The organism is Bacillus cereus, assembly GCF_007678085.1.
Lineage (GTDB): Bacteria > Bacillota > Bacilli > Bacillales > Bacillaceae_G > Bacillus_A > Bacillus_A cereus_BE.
Map to the genome: position 1 here is coordinate 310,675 of NZ_VEDW01000004.1, position 13,778 is coordinate 324,452.

The following is a 13,778-nucleotide window of genomic DNA, read 5'->3' on the forward strand; positions in this document are numbered from 1 at the left end:
GTTACTCTTCTTTATCAAGCAATTGCTTTGTATACTCTACATATCTACGATGTACCGTCGCTTTTGAAACGTTATGTCCAAAACCACGAAGCGTCGCTGCAATTTCTTCGAAAGTAAGTTCACTTTTGCGCAAACGTACAATTTCCTCAATCGGCACTTCTTTCTTCTCTCGTCCTACACTTAAATGACGATTCTTTAAATTGTTTTCTGGACGATAACCTTTTTCTACTGCTCGTTGCATACCACGTTTAATTTTTAAGTTATGAATCTTTCTTTGGTACTCTTCCACAATACCGATAATATCTAATACCATCGAATCAGAATCCGACAATTGCAATTCCCCATTATGCGTATGCGTGTAGACTTTTATTCCTTCTTTATGTAAACAGTGCATTAATGCAATCTTTGCATTTCCCCTACCAAGGCGCGTTTCATCTTGTATGAGTAGCACATCAATTTGTTCGTCTCGAATTGTATCTAGCACTTCTAATATACCGTCACGTTCAATTGTATATCCACTAGCCTGTTCTTCAATCACCTTAGCAACATTCATTTGATAGCGCTCCGCTAAATGCAATAATTCATCTTTTTGACGTAATAATGATGTTTCTTGCGCTTCTTTCGTTGTACTCACACGTGCATAAATAATTGCATTCATTATGACCCCCTCTTTCTCACTATTATTTCCCTCCAGTGTAACATAAATCCGCCTTTTGTTCGAACTTATGTTTGTAGAATGTTTTTTCGCATGTTATACTTATAAATAAGAAAAATGAAAGAAAACGAGGTGTTAGAAAACATGGAAAAGTTAACGAAACGCCAGCAAGACATTCTCGACTTTATTAAGCTAAAAGTACAAGAAAAGGGATATCCACCTTCCGTACGTGAAATCGGTCAAGCAGTCGGCCTCGCTTCTAGTTCTACAGTGCACGGACATTTATCAAGATTAGAAGAAAAAGGATACATTCGACGCGACCCAACAAAACCACGAGCAATTGAAATTTTAGGTGACGATCGAATGGATACGGAAACACAATCTGTTATTCAAGTTCCAATTGTCGGAAAAGTCACTGCCGGATTACCGATTACAGCAGTTGAAAGTGTAGAAGATCACTTCCCACTTCCAGCTAGCATTGTTGCTGGGGCAGACCAAGTGTTTATGTTACGTATTTCTGGAGATAGTATGATTGACGCTGGTATTTTCGATGGAGATTTAGTTGTTGTTCGCCAACAACAGTCTGCATATAATGGCGAAATTGTAGTCGCTTTAACAGAAGATAACGAAGCAACTGTTAAACGTTTCTATAAAGAAAAAGACCATTTCCGTCTACAACCGGAAAACTCTTCGTTAGAACCTATCATTTTAAAACAAGTGTCAGTTATTGGTAAAGTAATTGGCGTATACCGTGATTTACATTAAAAGTAATAAAAAAGATAATTACCTTATTTATATACGGTAATTATCTTTTTTGTATTTTGATAGAATTCCATTTATTCAAAAGAATGCATTGCATTAATCATTAACGCGTTGCTATAGTAATATCTCCAGCAGTTGTTTTACCACTAATCTTTTTACTACCATTTCCAATTGTTACCTTGTTATTTTCTTCATTAAAAATTGTTACATCTCCAGCAGCACTTTGCCCAGTAATTATTGCATCTTGTGGTTTTTCCGATAAAGTAATATCTATATCTCCAGCAGTTGAACTTGCTTCTAAATTATACGTAGAATCATGATCTAAAATATTTATTTCCCCACTGGTCGTTTTTGTGGTCACTTTCCCTTTTACTTTTTTAAAGTTCATCTCACCAGCTTTTGTAGCTCCCTCCACATTCTTAGCCGTTACATGTTTCAAATTCACTTCTCCAGCAAGCGTCTCAACACTTACACGGTCACTTTTCAGATCACTTATTTCGATTTGTCCAGCAGATGAATTTACTTTTACATCCTGGTAAGAGCGTTCAGGTACAAAGAGAGTCAATGTAGACGTTTGAAACTTAAAATCGTAAAAGGAAAAATCAAATGAAGCACCTTTTTCTCTTTTCCCGATGATTTTTAATGTGTCACCATCTTCAGCAATACGAAGCTCTTGTTTACGTGCATCTCCTGATTGTTTTACATAAAAAGAAGAGTCAGGAGATTTTTGGATAGCAATATCCCCGGCATCTAACTTAACTTCTATATTTTTTAATGTTTCGTTTTTAATTATATCTTCTTTGTTTCCTTTTTCTGCAGTTTGTACTGCTTTTTTATATGTTTGTGAAACCCCTATTACTCCAATAATGATACAAGCAATCGCTACTAACAATATTTTCTTCATCATCTACTCCCCTTTTATCATTTTGAAGTTCCATACTACATAACGTACGCATAACCTTTTAAACCACTTTGTACTATAATAAGCGATTATACATAACAACAAACCTACTCCAACAAACGTTATACTAACGAATAAATCCAACCATATAAAAGTACCCATAAATACTTTTGCGATAACGAAAAATGGTGTCACTACACTAGCAATCCCACCGACCCAAAAGGAAAATATAAAAGCGATAATGGCAACTAACGGGCCTAACACAATAATAAAATTAAACAAACTAAGTCCAATCGCTGCCATAACAGCCCTCGTTATATTGGAAGTAGATGGATCCTTTTTCATTTCGTCAAATCGATACAAAGCAAGTAAGTCTTTGGCAATTACTTTCGGAGAGCCAAGGCCCTTTATTATTTCCGATTCAGTTTTCCCTTCTTCTTTCCCAAACTGAAAATGCTCTTCATAATCAAATAAAATATCTTTCCTCTCTTCTTCCGGTAACTTTCTAAGATGACTTGATAATTCTTTAAGAAACTGCTCTTTACTCATCCGATTCCACCCCTTCAATAATTTCTTGTACGCCTTTTGCAAAATCACGCCACTCTGTTACTAACAAATTCAGTTGCGTTTCCCCTTGCTCCGTTAGTTGATAATATTTACGAGGCGGCCCCTCCGTAGATTCTTTCAAATACGTTTGAAAATATCCTTCTTTCGTTAAACGACGTAACAAAGGATACACTGACCCTTCCGATATTAAAAATTTATTTGAGATTTGCTGAACAAGTTCATAACCGTAACAATCCTTACGTTTTACAAGTGCCAAAACACACAGCTCTAACACACCTTTTTTAAACTGAACGTTCAAGGTCAATCCCCCTTTCTCACTTCAGTACTGTTCAATACACGGTACCTGTTATATCCATAATATACCACTTAGTATTATTTATTGCAAGGTACTATATTTTTCAATACTTAATTTTCGAATTAAATACATCCACACCATACTTCAACTTTCACATTTTCATTCATAGCTAACACGCATTTTAAATAGTCCACATGACTTTTTTCGGGCATTTTTCGGGCACCCATCCAGTTTATTTCACAAATCTCTATATTTGCCCACAAATAAAAAAAGCCCTGATACCGTAGTATCAAGGCTTTTCTCTCTCTTAGTATAGAGACATATACTGATCGCGTTCCCATTGGTGAACTTGCGTGCGGAAAATATCCCACTCAATCTCTTTCGCTTCGATGAAGTGCTCAAGTAAATGCTCACCTAGTGCACCACATACTACTTCATTCGATTGTAATGTAACTAAAGCTTGCGCTAATGTTGCTGGTAAATCAACGATACCTGCTTCTTCGCGCTCTTCTTTTGTCATTACGTAGATGTTACGGTCTACTGCAGCTGGTGGAGTTAATTTGTTTTTAATTCCGTCAAGACCTGCCGCTAATAATGTAGCCATTACTAAATATGGGTTTGCAGCTGGGTCAACACTACGTACTTCTACGCGTGTACTAATACCACGAGATGCAGGGATACGTACTAATGGGCTACGGTTTTGTGCAGACCATGCTACGTAACAAGGAGCTTCGTATCCAGGTACTAAACGCTTATAAGAGTTTACAGTTGGATTTGCTACCGCTGTAAATGCTGGTGCGTGTTTTAAAATACCTGCGATGAAGTGACGAGCATCATCACTTAATTGTAAGTCACCGTTTTGATCGAAGAATACGTTCTCACCATTTTTGAATAGTGATAAGTTACAGTGCATACCTGAACCGTTCACACCGTATAATGGTTTTGGCATAAATGTTGCGTGTAAACCGTGTTTACGAGCAATTGTTTTTACAACAAGTTTGAATGTTTGAATATCATCACATGAGCGAATTGCACTTGCATATTTAAAGTCAATTTCGTGTTGCCCTGGAGCAACCTCATGGTGAGACGCTTCAATTTCAAACCCCATCTCTTCTAATTCAAGAACGATATCACGACGACAGTTTTCCCCTAGATCCATCGGCGCAAGGTCGAAGTATCCACCGTTATCGTTTAACTCTAATGTTGGATTTCCTTTTTCATCTACTTTAAATAGGAAGAATTCTGGCTCTGGTCCAAGATTGAAATCCGAGAATCCTAAAGCTTCCATTTCTTTTAACACACGTTTTAAGTTGTTACGTGGGTCTCCATCAAATGGAGTGCCATCCGCATTGTAAATGTCACAAATTAGACGAGCAACTTTACCTTTTTCAGCAGTCCATGGGAAAATTACCCAAGTATCTAAGTCAGGATATAAATACATATCAGATTCTTCAATACGTACGAAACCTTCAATCGAAGATCCATCAAACATCATTTTGTTATCAAGAGCTTTCGTTAATTGTCTCACTGGAATCTCTACGTTTTTAATTACTCCTAAAAGGTCTGTAAATTGTAAACGGATATACTTTACATTCTCTTCTTCCGCCAAACGGAAAATATCTTCTTTTGTGTACCTAGCCATTATAAATTCCTCCTTAGTCCCTCTAAACACCTTCAGAATCAGTTCTCTTTAGTGAAAAAACCTTGAAATATCCCCTTGTCGCAATGAAGTTCGATTAAATCTACCTGTATGTTGTAGTTCATCTCGAAGTATTTTGCGAAGCTCAGTTTTTGAAATTTCTTTCGTTTCTTCTTTTACTTTCACTGTTTCTGTTTGATTTTCTTTCATTAGTAATACTTGTTTAATACCAGCCATATTCAAGCCTTGATCTAATAAATCTTTAATCTCTAACAACTTATCTACATCGTTAAATGAAAATAATCTACGATTCCCCTTTGTACGGGTTGGAGAAACAAGATTATGTTCTTCATAGTAGCGAATTTGACGTGCAGATAATTGTGTTAAATCCATAACAATACCAATAGGAAACAGCGGGGCAGAACGTCTATCTTCTTTCATTGTTTCAGTTCCTCCTTCGCCTTAACTGTTTCTCATTTTATACCATGTTATGTTTAGTGTCAATAGATGTTAGCTTTTCTTACATGATTTTTTTATAAATTTTTTCATTCTTTTTTCTAATGAAACAAATCATGACTTTCACACGAAAAAAGCTGTCGAAATCGACAGCTTCCCCCCTTAAGAAATTGTTAATAATTCTTTTTCAATTAATGCATCAATTGCAGAACAAATTGCAATCTTCACATGTGAATAAGTTAACCCACCTTGCACGTAAGCAACATAAGGCGGACGAATTGGACCATCAGCTGACAATTCAATACTTGCACCTTGAATAAACGTTCCCGCAGCCATAATTACATCATCTTCATAACCCGGCATATAGTTGGCATATGGAGTGAAGTGAGAATTAATCGGAGATGCATACTGAATTGCTTGGCAGAATGCAATCATACGATCTTTATCATCAAATTGAACAGACTGAATTAAATCTGTTCTCGGTGCATTCCATGCTGGTGATGTATTCATTCCTAACTTCTCTAAAAATGCAGCTGTAAAAATCGCACCTTTTAGGGCTTGTCCCGCCACATGTGGCGCTAAGAAGAAACCTTGATACATTTCTTGCAAACTATATAAAGATGCCCCTGCTTCCGCACCGATTCCTGGAGATGTTAAACGATATGCACACGCTTCAACATACTGCTCTTTACCAACAATGTAACCACCAGTTTTAACAATTCCACCACCAGGATTTTTAATAAGCGAACCTGCCATTAAATCTGCACCAACATGACACGGCTCTTGCTCTTCAATAAACTCACCATAACAGTTATCTACAAACACAACAACATCCGGCTTAATTTCTTTAACAAACGCTATCATCTCTTTAATTTGAGAAATAGTAAACGACGGACGAGTAGCATAACCTTTTGAGCGCTGAATACCAATCATCTTCGTATTACTATGCATGGCACCCGCAACAGCTCCATAATCAACAAGCCCCTCTTCAGTAAGCGGAACTGCATTATAACCAATATTATATTCTTTAAATGAACCTACACCTTTTCCGCGTACACCAACGATTTCTTCTAACGTATCATACGGTTTGCCAGTGATGTACAACAACTCATCTCCTGGACGTAAAATACCAAATAACGCTGTAGAAATAGCGTGAGTACCTGAAATAATTTGTGGACGAACAAGACCCGATTCCGCTCCAAATACATCCGCATACACTTTTTCTAACGTATCACGGCCAATATCATCATAACCATAACCTGTTGTTGGAATAAAATGAGAATCGCTAATTTTATGTTTACGAAAACTTTCTAATACACGAAACTGATTACTTTCAATTACTTCATCCGCGCGTTTATGTACTTCTGTAATTTGGCTCTCTACTTCTTTTACGATTGGAGCAATTTTTTCTCCATTTTTCAAACGATCAAACATTTTTATTTTCTCCTTCTTCCACTAAAAATCTCTTTAATTGCACATTAAGCGATGAATGAGCAAAAATATACCCTGCGCAATTATATACAAATTTATCTTCCAGAAACTCCATCTTTGTTAATAGCGTTTCCGTCTTTAATAGCGTTAACAACTTACCCTCACCCGGAGGAACTTCCACTTGATAACAATTCATTTCTTCCTTCATTTTCGTTTCTATCGCTTCTTTTATATGGAATAAATCATTTTCTTCAAAAGCACTAGTCATTAAGAAGTCACTTTTCGGAAACGGAATAAAGTTTTGATGTAATTCATCTTTTTTATTATATAACGTAATAATAGGAATATGATTAATTTCAAGTTCTGACAATAATTGTTTGACTGTTTTCTCATGTCCTACATAATTAGGATCTGCTGAATCAACTACATGTAAAATAACATCTGCTTCACCAGCTTCTTCTAAAGTCGAACGAAAAGCAGCAATTAATGACGTAGGTAAATCTTGTATAAAACCAACGGTATCAGTTAGTAGTACTGTATAACCAGAAGGTAACAGCATTTTCCTTGTCGTCGGGTCTAGCGTTGCAAACAACAAGTTTTCTTCAAACGTATTAGCTTCCGTTAATCTATTAAACAGTGTAGATTTTCCCGCATTCGTATATCCTATTAACGAAACTTGAAATACTTTATTATCTTTTCTTCTCTCACGATATCTTTTTCGGTGTTCCACAACAACTGCAAGTTGTTTCTTTATTTCATCAATCCGTGATCGAATATGACGACGATCTGTCTCAAGTTTCGTCTCACCCGGCCCTCTTGTTCCAATACCACCACCAAGACGTGACAAAGACAATCCTTGCCCCATAAGACGCGGCATTGTATATTGCAACTGAGCTAATTCTACTTGAAGCTTACCTTCTCTCGACTTCGCACGTTGCGCAAAAATATCTAATATTAGTTGCGTTCGATCAATTACCCTCGCATCTAATACTGAGGATAAATTCCGAATTTGACTCGGCGTTAATTCATTATTAAATACAATCACATCCGGTTCTAATTCTTCAGTTAACATTGTCAGCTCTTCTAATTTACCTTTACCTATATAAGTCGCCGGATGAAACTTCGGTCGTTTTTGCGTTGTAGACACTAACAATTCTGCACGTGCAGTCTTCGCTAGCGATGCAAGTTCTTTCATGGAATGCATAAACTTTTCATCATCTTCTTGCGGCAATTGACAGCCCACTAATATGACTTTTTCTTTTTCTTCCATCAAATATGTTCACTCATCCTTTTCGAAATTTAAACCTTCTAATATAATAGCAGAGGAAGCACATTTCATCTAGTTAGCGGGGGAGAAAATTCATGGCATGGGAGATTTTTAGCATCATAGGCACAATCGCTTTCGCACTAAGCGGAGCCATTGTTGCAATGGAAGAGGATTATGATATTTTCGGGGTGTATATTTTAGGAATGGCAACCGCATTTGGGGGAGGTGCCCTTCGTAATTTATTAATCGGATATCCGATTGTCGCGTTTTGGCAACAAGACATGTTATTCCAAATCGCACTTTTATCAATGACAATTATTTTTCTTTTTCCAAATAAATTAATTAGACACTGGAAAAAGTGGGAAAATATCACTGATGCTATCGGCTTATCAGCATTTGCCGTACAAGGAGCATTATACGCTCAAAAATTAAATTTACCAATTAGCGCTACAATTGTAGCAGCTGTTTTAACCGGCATTGGCGGCGGTATTATACGCGATCTTTTAGCCCGTAGAAAACCTCTCGTTCTTCGAGCTGAAGTATATGCTTTTTGGACGATTCTAGCAGGTTTCTTAATCGGCGCTCAAATTATTGTTAGCGATTGGGCTCTATACACCTTATTCATTTTAATTGTTTGCTTCCGCATGGTTTCTATTCATTACAAATGGCATTTACCGCATCGACGCATCGACACAAATGAACGTTCAATGCATAAATAGCAATCCAACCTCTTTACAAATCGTAAAGAGGTTTTTCTTTTCTAACGAGTTTTTCTTTACATAATGTTTATACTAATCCTCAAAGCGAGGTGAATACAAATGACAAACCATGTTAATAAAGGTACTCAAAAAAGCTCAGTAGGTCAAATTGGACACGATCTTAATTCTGCACACGAAAAAAGCGCTAAAATGGAACACTTCCATAAATCTTATCAAGAAAAAGCAAAAAAAGAGTAACAGCACTTATACAAAAAACAGACGCACAGTTTACGTACTGTGCGTCTCATCTTCAAGCATCAAATCAATACTTGATATCCCAATTAAATCATATTTATCATACGTATCTTCTTGTAACAGACGCATAGCCTGTGTACGAATCGATTTTTCAACAATATTCCGTACATATCTTCCATTACTAAACGATGTAATTTGTGATGAGTACTTTACAGCATGTAAATGATCTCTAAATTTCCACTCAGCCTCTTTCGATAACTGGTATTCACGTTCTTCATACATCCTCTTCCCTATTTCTAACAGCTGATTTACTGAGTAATCCGCAAATTCAATTATAAACGGAAAACGGGATTGCAGACCTGGATTTAATGAAAGAAAGTGATTCATCTCTCTTGAATATCCGGCTAAAATCAATACAAAACCGTGTTGTTTATCTTCCATATGTTTCACGAGCGTATCAATTGCTTCTTTTCCAAAATCTTTTTCTCCCCCTCGGGCTAATGAATACGCCTCATCAATAAACAAAATACCTCCCATTGCTTTTTTTATTAAATCTCTTGTTTTTTGAGCTGTATGACCGATGTACTCTCCTACAAGATCCGCACGTTCAGCTTCAACTAAGTGCCCTTTTGATAGAATATTCATCTCAAACAACAATTTCCCTATCATTCTAGCGACAGTTGTCTTCCCTGTACCTGGATTCCCTTTAAACAACATGTGGAGTACTTGCTTCTCAGACTTCAACCCTATTTCTTGTCTTTTTTTATTTACATAAATCCAAGCATATATTTCTTTTATTATCTTTTTTATATCATCCATCCCAACAAGCTTTCCCATCTCTTCTTCAATTCTTTGCAGCATCTCATGTTTCGTAGTAGTTTCACTTGAAATTACTGTTTTATTTTCTGCGGCCGGTAAAGAAATTTTCTTTCGATGATTTAACACAATGTTAATTTGATTATTATTTTTCTTTCGCATCGATTGTTCCATACAATCACCTCATTTTATCCACTCACCAAATATTATTATTCCTGTCTCCCCTACAAATGACTATTTTCAGAAAAGTTTGCTATAATATAAGAAATAATGAAGGTGGTGGGACTATGGAGACAACGGAATTCCATGATACAATACAAGCCTTTTCTATTTTTTTATTGAATAAAGGCCGAAAACCTTCAACCATTAAACGTTATGTTTATGACATTGAAGATTTCGGACATTGGTTAGAAAAAAACAAAAAGCTCCCTTCCAGTAATATATGGGCTACACTTTGTACAAAAGACTACGAAGATTACTTTTCCGACTTAAAAAAGAATCGACATTACTCAGAGAAAACGATGCACCGTGTATTTATTGTATTAAATAGAATGCATCACTTTCTAAACATCCCTAATCCATTAAAGAACATGGGAATTTCTATTCAACCAGACCGCACACTTCGCAATGAAGATTTCATTTCATCTGATGAAGAAAAAAGATTAAAACATATTGTCACTTCATTAGAGGGACTTTCAGAGAAGCAACGTCCTGTACGCCCTTTATTGATGGATCGTAATATCGCTATTTTAAATTTACTAATCGACTATGGATTATCCTTACAGGAACTTACAGCATTAACTATGCACCACGTCCACTTTGAAACAAACACATTATCTATCTCAGCAACCGCAGGGGTAGAAAGAACAATTACATTAACTAACGAAGACAAAAAACAACTATATACTTATTACAAAAGCATCCCAGAACCCGTTCGTCCAAAATACCATAGTAATGATCCATTATTTATTGCATTTGATTTTAATCGCGGAACATACAGATGGGTATACGAAAATGATGCACCAAAGGGTTTAACAGAAATCGCTATCCAAAAAATGATTCGCCTTGAAGTATCTAGAGCTAATTTACGCAAAGGAATCTCAGGACAACACTTTCGTAACACCTATATCTTAAACTTAATAAAAAAAGAAACTCCAGAATCAGAAATTATAAAACTAGTTGGATTCAAATCAAAAATTTCACTCAAACGATATTATCAATACGCAGAAAATAGAAAAAACGCCTTATCCTAAGGCGTTTTTTCTATTTTTTCTTTAAACAAACGATTTTACTATGACCATTTAACTAATTTTTGCATCTACTATGATGAGTTTCATTCACATTCTCATTAGAAAGGAGAGATTTAATGTCTCGTTATGACGACAGTCAAAACAAATTCTCCAAACCATGCTTTCCAAGTAGCGCTGGGCGAATTCCAAATACCCCATCAATCCCAATTACTAAGGCACAACTTAGAACATTTCGCGCAATCATTATCGACTTAACAAAAATAATCCCAAAACTTTTCGCAAATCCATCTCCCCAAAACATTGAAGATTTAATTGATACATTGAACCTACTAAGTAAATTTATTTGTTCGCTAGACGCTACTTCCTCCCTGAAAGCGCAAGGATTAGCTATTATAAAAAACTTAATAACTATATTAAGAAACCCAACCTTCATAGCAAGTGCTGTATTTGTTGAACTCCAAATTTTAATTAATTATTTACTTTACATCACAAAGTTATTCCGAATCGATCATTGTACACTCCAAGAACTCCTTAAATTAATTGCAGAGTTACAAACTACTCTAGTTAATTCGGCTTCGTTCGGCAGAGGTCCTACCGGGCCTACTGGACCTCGAGGTAACACGGGCGCTACTGGTGCTACCGGTGCTACTGGGCCTCAAGGTAACACGGGCGCTACCGGTGCTACTGGGCCTCAAGGTAACACAGGCGCTACTGGTGCTACTGGGCCTCAAGGTAACACGGGCGCTACTGGTGCTACTGGGCCTCAAGGTAACACGGGCGCTACCGGTGCTACTGGGCCTCAAGGTAACACGGGCGCTACTGGTGCTACTGGGCCTCAAGGTAACACAGGGGCTACTGGTGCTACCGGCGCTACTGGACCTCAAGGTGCTCAAGGTAACACGGGGGCTACTGGTGCTACTGGACCTCAAGGCGTTCAAGGTAACACGGGGGCTACTGGCGCTACTGGACCTCAAGGTGTTCAAGGTAACACGGGGGCTACTGGTGCCACTGGACCTCAAGGTGTTCAAGGTAACACAGGTGCTACTGGTGCCACTGGACCTCAAGGTGCTCAAGGTAACACGGGGGCTACTGGTGCTACCGGTGCCACTGGACCTCAAGGTGTTCAAGGTAACACGGGGGCTACTGGTGCCACTGGACCTCAGGGTGTTCAAGGTAACACTGGCGCTACTGGTGCTACTGGACCTCAAGGTGTTCAAGGTAACACAGGTGCTACCGGACCTCAAGGTGTTCAAGGTAACACAGGGGCTACTGGTGCTACTGGACCTCAAGGCGTTCAAGGTAACACTGGCGCTACCGGCGCTACTGGACCTCAAGGTGCTCAAGGTAACACGGGCGCTACTGGTGCTACTGGACCTCAAGGTGTTCAAGGTAACACAGGTGCTACGGGTGCTACCGGCGCTACTGGACCTCAAGGTAACACAGGGGCTACTGGTGCTACTGGACCTCAAGGCGTTCAAGGTAACACTGGCGCTACTGGACCTCAAGGTGTTCAAGGTAACACGGGTGCCACTGGACCTCAAGGTGTTCAAGGTAACACAGGTGCTACGGGTGCTACCGGCGCTACTGGTGCTACTGGACCTCAAGGCGTTCAAGGTAACACGGGGGCTACTGGCGCTACCGGCGCTACTGGACCTCAAGGTGTTCAAGGTAACACAGGTGCTACGGGTGCCACTGGACCTCAGGGTGTTCAAGGTAACACTGGCGCTACTGGACCTCAAGGTGTTCAAGGTAACACGGGTGCTACCGGCGCTACTGGACCTCAAGGTGTTCAAGGTAACACAGGTGCTACTGGTGCCACTGGACCTCAAGGTGTTCAAGGTAACACAGGTGCTACCGGACCTCAGGGTGTTCAAGGTAACACGGGTGCTACTGGTGCTACCGGTGCCACTGGACCTCAAGGTGTTCAAGGTAACACAGGTGCTACCGGTGCCACTGGACCTCAGGGTGTTCAAGGTAACACAGGCGCTACTGGTGCCACTGGACCTCAAGGTGTTCAAGGTAACACAGGTGCTACTGGTGCTACCGGCGCTACTGGACCTCAAGGTGTTCAAGGTAACACGGGTGCTACGGGTGCCACTGGACCTCAGGGTGTTCAAGGTAACACAGGTGCTACCGGACCTCAAGGTGCTCAAGGTAACACAGGTGCTACCGGACCTCAAGGTGTTCAAGGTAACACGGGTGCCACTGGACCTCAGGGTGTTCAAGGTAACACGGGTGCTACTGGTGCTACCGGTGCCACTGGACCTCAAGGTGTTCAAGGTAACACAGGTGCTACCGGTGCCACTGGACCTCAGGGTGTTCAAGGTAACACGGGCGCTACTGGTGCTACAGGCGCTACTGGACCTCAAGGTGTTCAAGGTAACACAGGTGCTACTGGTGCTACCGGCGCTACTGGACCTCAAGGTGTTCAAGGTAACACAGGTGCTACCGGTGCCACTGGACCTCAAGGCGTTCAAGGTAACACGGGCGCTACCGGACCTCAAGGTGTTCAAGGTAACACGGGCGCCACTGGTGCTACTGGTATAGGAGTTACTGGACCTACCGGGCCTTCTGGCGGGCCTCCTGGACCTACCGGACCTCAGGGGCCTCAAGGTAACACGGGTGCTACTGGTGCTACTGGACCTCAAGGTGTTCAAGGTAACACGGGTGCCACTGGACCTCAAGGTGCTCAAGGTAACACGGGTGCCACTGGACCTCAAGGTGTTCAAGGTAACACGGGTGCCACTGGACCTCAAGGTGCTCAAGGTAACACGGGTGCCACTGGA

General features: G+C 39.6%; 14 protein-coding genes. 5 read left to right on the forward strand and 9 right to left on the reverse strand.

The window, feature by feature from the left end:
- Window position 1 precedes the first annotated feature (1 nt).
- On the reverse strand, window positions 2-658 hold the full coding sequence (locus tag FS742_RS18785; protein WP_134188427.1) for a YneB family resolvase-like protein: 657 nt from the start codon (window positions 656-658) through the stop codon (window positions 2-4).
- A gap of 141 nt (window positions 659-799) precedes the next feature.
- On the opposite strand from FS742_RS18785, the gene lexA reads away from it, so the two are divergent.
- Window positions 800-1,420: a transcriptional repressor LexA gene (lexA, locus tag FS742_RS18790; RefSeq protein ID WP_144614352.1), complete on the forward strand. Its 621-nt coding sequence runs from the start codon at window positions 800-802 to the stop codon at window positions 1,418-1,420.
- Between the two features lie 100 nt (window positions 1,421-1,520).
- On the opposite strand, the gene FS742_RS18795 is transcribed toward lexA, so the two are convergent.
- The 7 genes from FS742_RS18795 to hflX all read right to left on the reverse strand — a co-directional run bounded on the left by FS742_RS18795 (window position 1,521) and on the right by hflX (window position 7,976).
- A complete protein-coding gene (locus FS742_RS18795; RefSeq protein WP_144614354.1) occupies window positions 1,521-2,324 on the reverse strand; it encodes a DUF4097 family beta strand repeat-containing protein in 804 nt (267 codons plus the stop codon).
- Complete coding sequence (locus FS742_RS18800; protein ID WP_144614355.1) at window positions 2,325-2,867, reverse strand: DUF1700 domain-containing protein; 543 nt, start codon at window positions 2,865-2,867, stop codon at window positions 2,325-2,327.
- A complete protein-coding gene (locus tag FS742_RS18805) occupies window positions 2,860-3,183 on the reverse strand; it encodes a PadR family transcriptional regulator (protein WP_144614357.1) in 324 nt (107 codons plus the stop codon). Before FS742_RS18805 ends, FS742_RS18800 begins: the two co-directional genes overlap by 8 nt.
- A gap of 304 nt (window positions 3,184-3,487) precedes the next feature.
- On the reverse strand, window positions 3,488-4,822 hold the full coding sequence (gene glnA, locus FS742_RS18810; protein WP_000135323.1) for a type I glutamate--ammonia ligase: 1,335 nt from the start codon (window positions 4,820-4,822) through the stop codon (window positions 3,488-3,490).
- Window positions 4,823-4,870: 48 nt separating this feature from the next.
- Entirely contained in the window at window positions 4,871-5,260 is a 390-nt protein-coding gene (glnR, locus tag FS742_RS18815) for a transcriptional repressor GlnR (RefSeq protein ID WP_000656784.1), read from the reverse strand.
- 177 nt (window positions 5,261-5,437) lie between these two features.
- A complete protein-coding gene (locus FS742_RS18820; protein WP_144614359.1) occupies window positions 5,438-6,709 on the reverse strand; it encodes a methionine gamma-lyase family protein in 1,272 nt (423 codons plus the stop codon).
- Window positions 6,702-7,976, reverse strand: coding sequence for a GTPase HflX (gene hflX / locus FS742_RS18825; protein WP_144614702.1), 1,275 nt, complete (start codon window positions 7,974-7,976; stop codon window positions 6,702-6,704). The genes FS742_RS18820 and hflX overlap by 8 nt, the downstream gene beginning before the upstream one ends.
- A gap of 92 nt (window positions 7,977-8,068) precedes the next feature.
- Here hflX and FS742_RS18830 point away from each other — a divergent pair, with 92 nt between their 5' ends.
- Window positions 8,069-8,692, forward strand: a complete 624-nt coding sequence (locus FS742_RS18830) for a trimeric intracellular cation channel family protein (protein WP_000312272.1) — start codon at window positions 8,069-8,071, stop codon at window positions 8,690-8,692.
- Between the two features lie 99 nt (window positions 8,693-8,791).
- Entirely contained in the window at window positions 8,792-8,929 is a 138-nt protein-coding gene (locus FS742_RS27680) for a hypothetical protein (RefSeq protein WP_186327193.1), read from the forward strand.
- A gap of 30 nt (window positions 8,930-8,959) precedes the next feature.
- Here FS742_RS27680 and spoVK read toward each other — a convergent pair whose 3' ends face one another.
- Window positions 8,960-9,916 carry a stage V sporulation protein K gene (gene spoVK / locus FS742_RS18835; protein ID WP_144614361.1) on the reverse strand — a complete coding sequence of 319 codons (957 nt, stop codon included), beginning with the start codon at window positions 9,914-9,916 and terminating at the stop codon, window positions 8,960-8,962.
- 113 nt (window positions 9,917-10,029) lie between these two features.
- Between spoVK and FS742_RS18840 the strand changes: the two genes are divergently transcribed.
- Together FS742_RS18840 and FS742_RS18845 are read left to right on the forward strand one after the other, a co-directional pair.
- A complete protein-coding gene (locus tag FS742_RS18840) occupies window positions 10,030-10,995 on the forward strand; it encodes a tyrosine-type recombinase/integrase (RefSeq protein ID WP_144614363.1) in 966 nt (321 codons plus the stop codon).
- Window positions 10,996-11,108: 113 nt separating this feature from the next.
- Window positions 11,109-13,778 (forward strand): collagen-like repeat preface domain-containing protein (locus FS742_RS18845; RefSeq protein WP_144614704.1); only part of this gene is annotated, 2,670 nt, incomplete at its 3' end.

Coding starts and splice junctions, on each gene's coding strand:
- FS742_RS18785 (WP_134188427.1), bottom strand. CDS start 658: ATGAATGCAATTATTTATGCACGTGTGAGTACAACGAAAGAAGCGCAA.
- hflX (WP_144614702.1), bottom strand. CDS start 7,976: ATGGAAGAAAAAGAAAAAGTCATATTAGTGGGCTGTCAATTGCCGCAA.
- FS742_RS18800 (WP_144614355.1), bottom strand. CDS start 2,867: ATGAGTAAAGAGCAGTTTCTTAAAGAATTATCAAGTCATCTTAGAAAG.
- spoVK (WP_144614361.1), bottom strand. CDS start 9,916: ATGGAACAATCGATGCGAAAGAAAAATAATAATCAAATTAACATTGTG.
- glnR (WP_000656784.1), bottom strand. CDS start 5,260: ATGAAAGAAGATAGACGTTCTGCCCCGCTGTTTCCTATTGGTATTGTT.
- glnA (WP_000135323.1), bottom strand. CDS start 4,822: ATGGCTAGGTACACAAAAGAAGATATTTTCCGTTTGGCGGAAGAAGAG.
- FS742_RS18795 (WP_144614354.1), bottom strand. CDS start 2,324: ATGATGAAGAAAATATTGTTAGTAGCGATTGCTTGTATCATTATTGGA.
- lexA (WP_144614352.1), top strand. CDS start 800: ATGGAAAAGTTAACGAAACGCCAGCAAGACATTCTCGACTTTATTAAG.
- FS742_RS18820 (WP_144614359.1), bottom strand. CDS start 6,709: ATGTTTGATCGTTTGAAAAATGGAGAAAAAATTGCTCCAATCGTAAAA.
- FS742_RS27680 (WP_186327193.1), top strand. CDS start 8,792: ATGACAAACCATGTTAATAAAGGTACTCAAAAAAGCTCAGTAGGTCAA.
- FS742_RS18840 (WP_144614363.1), top strand. CDS start 10,030: ATGGAGACAACGGAATTCCATGATACAATACAAGCCTTTTCTATTTTT.
- FS742_RS18830 (WP_000312272.1), top strand. CDS start 8,069: ATGGCATGGGAGATTTTTAGCATCATAGGCACAATCGCTTTCGCACTA.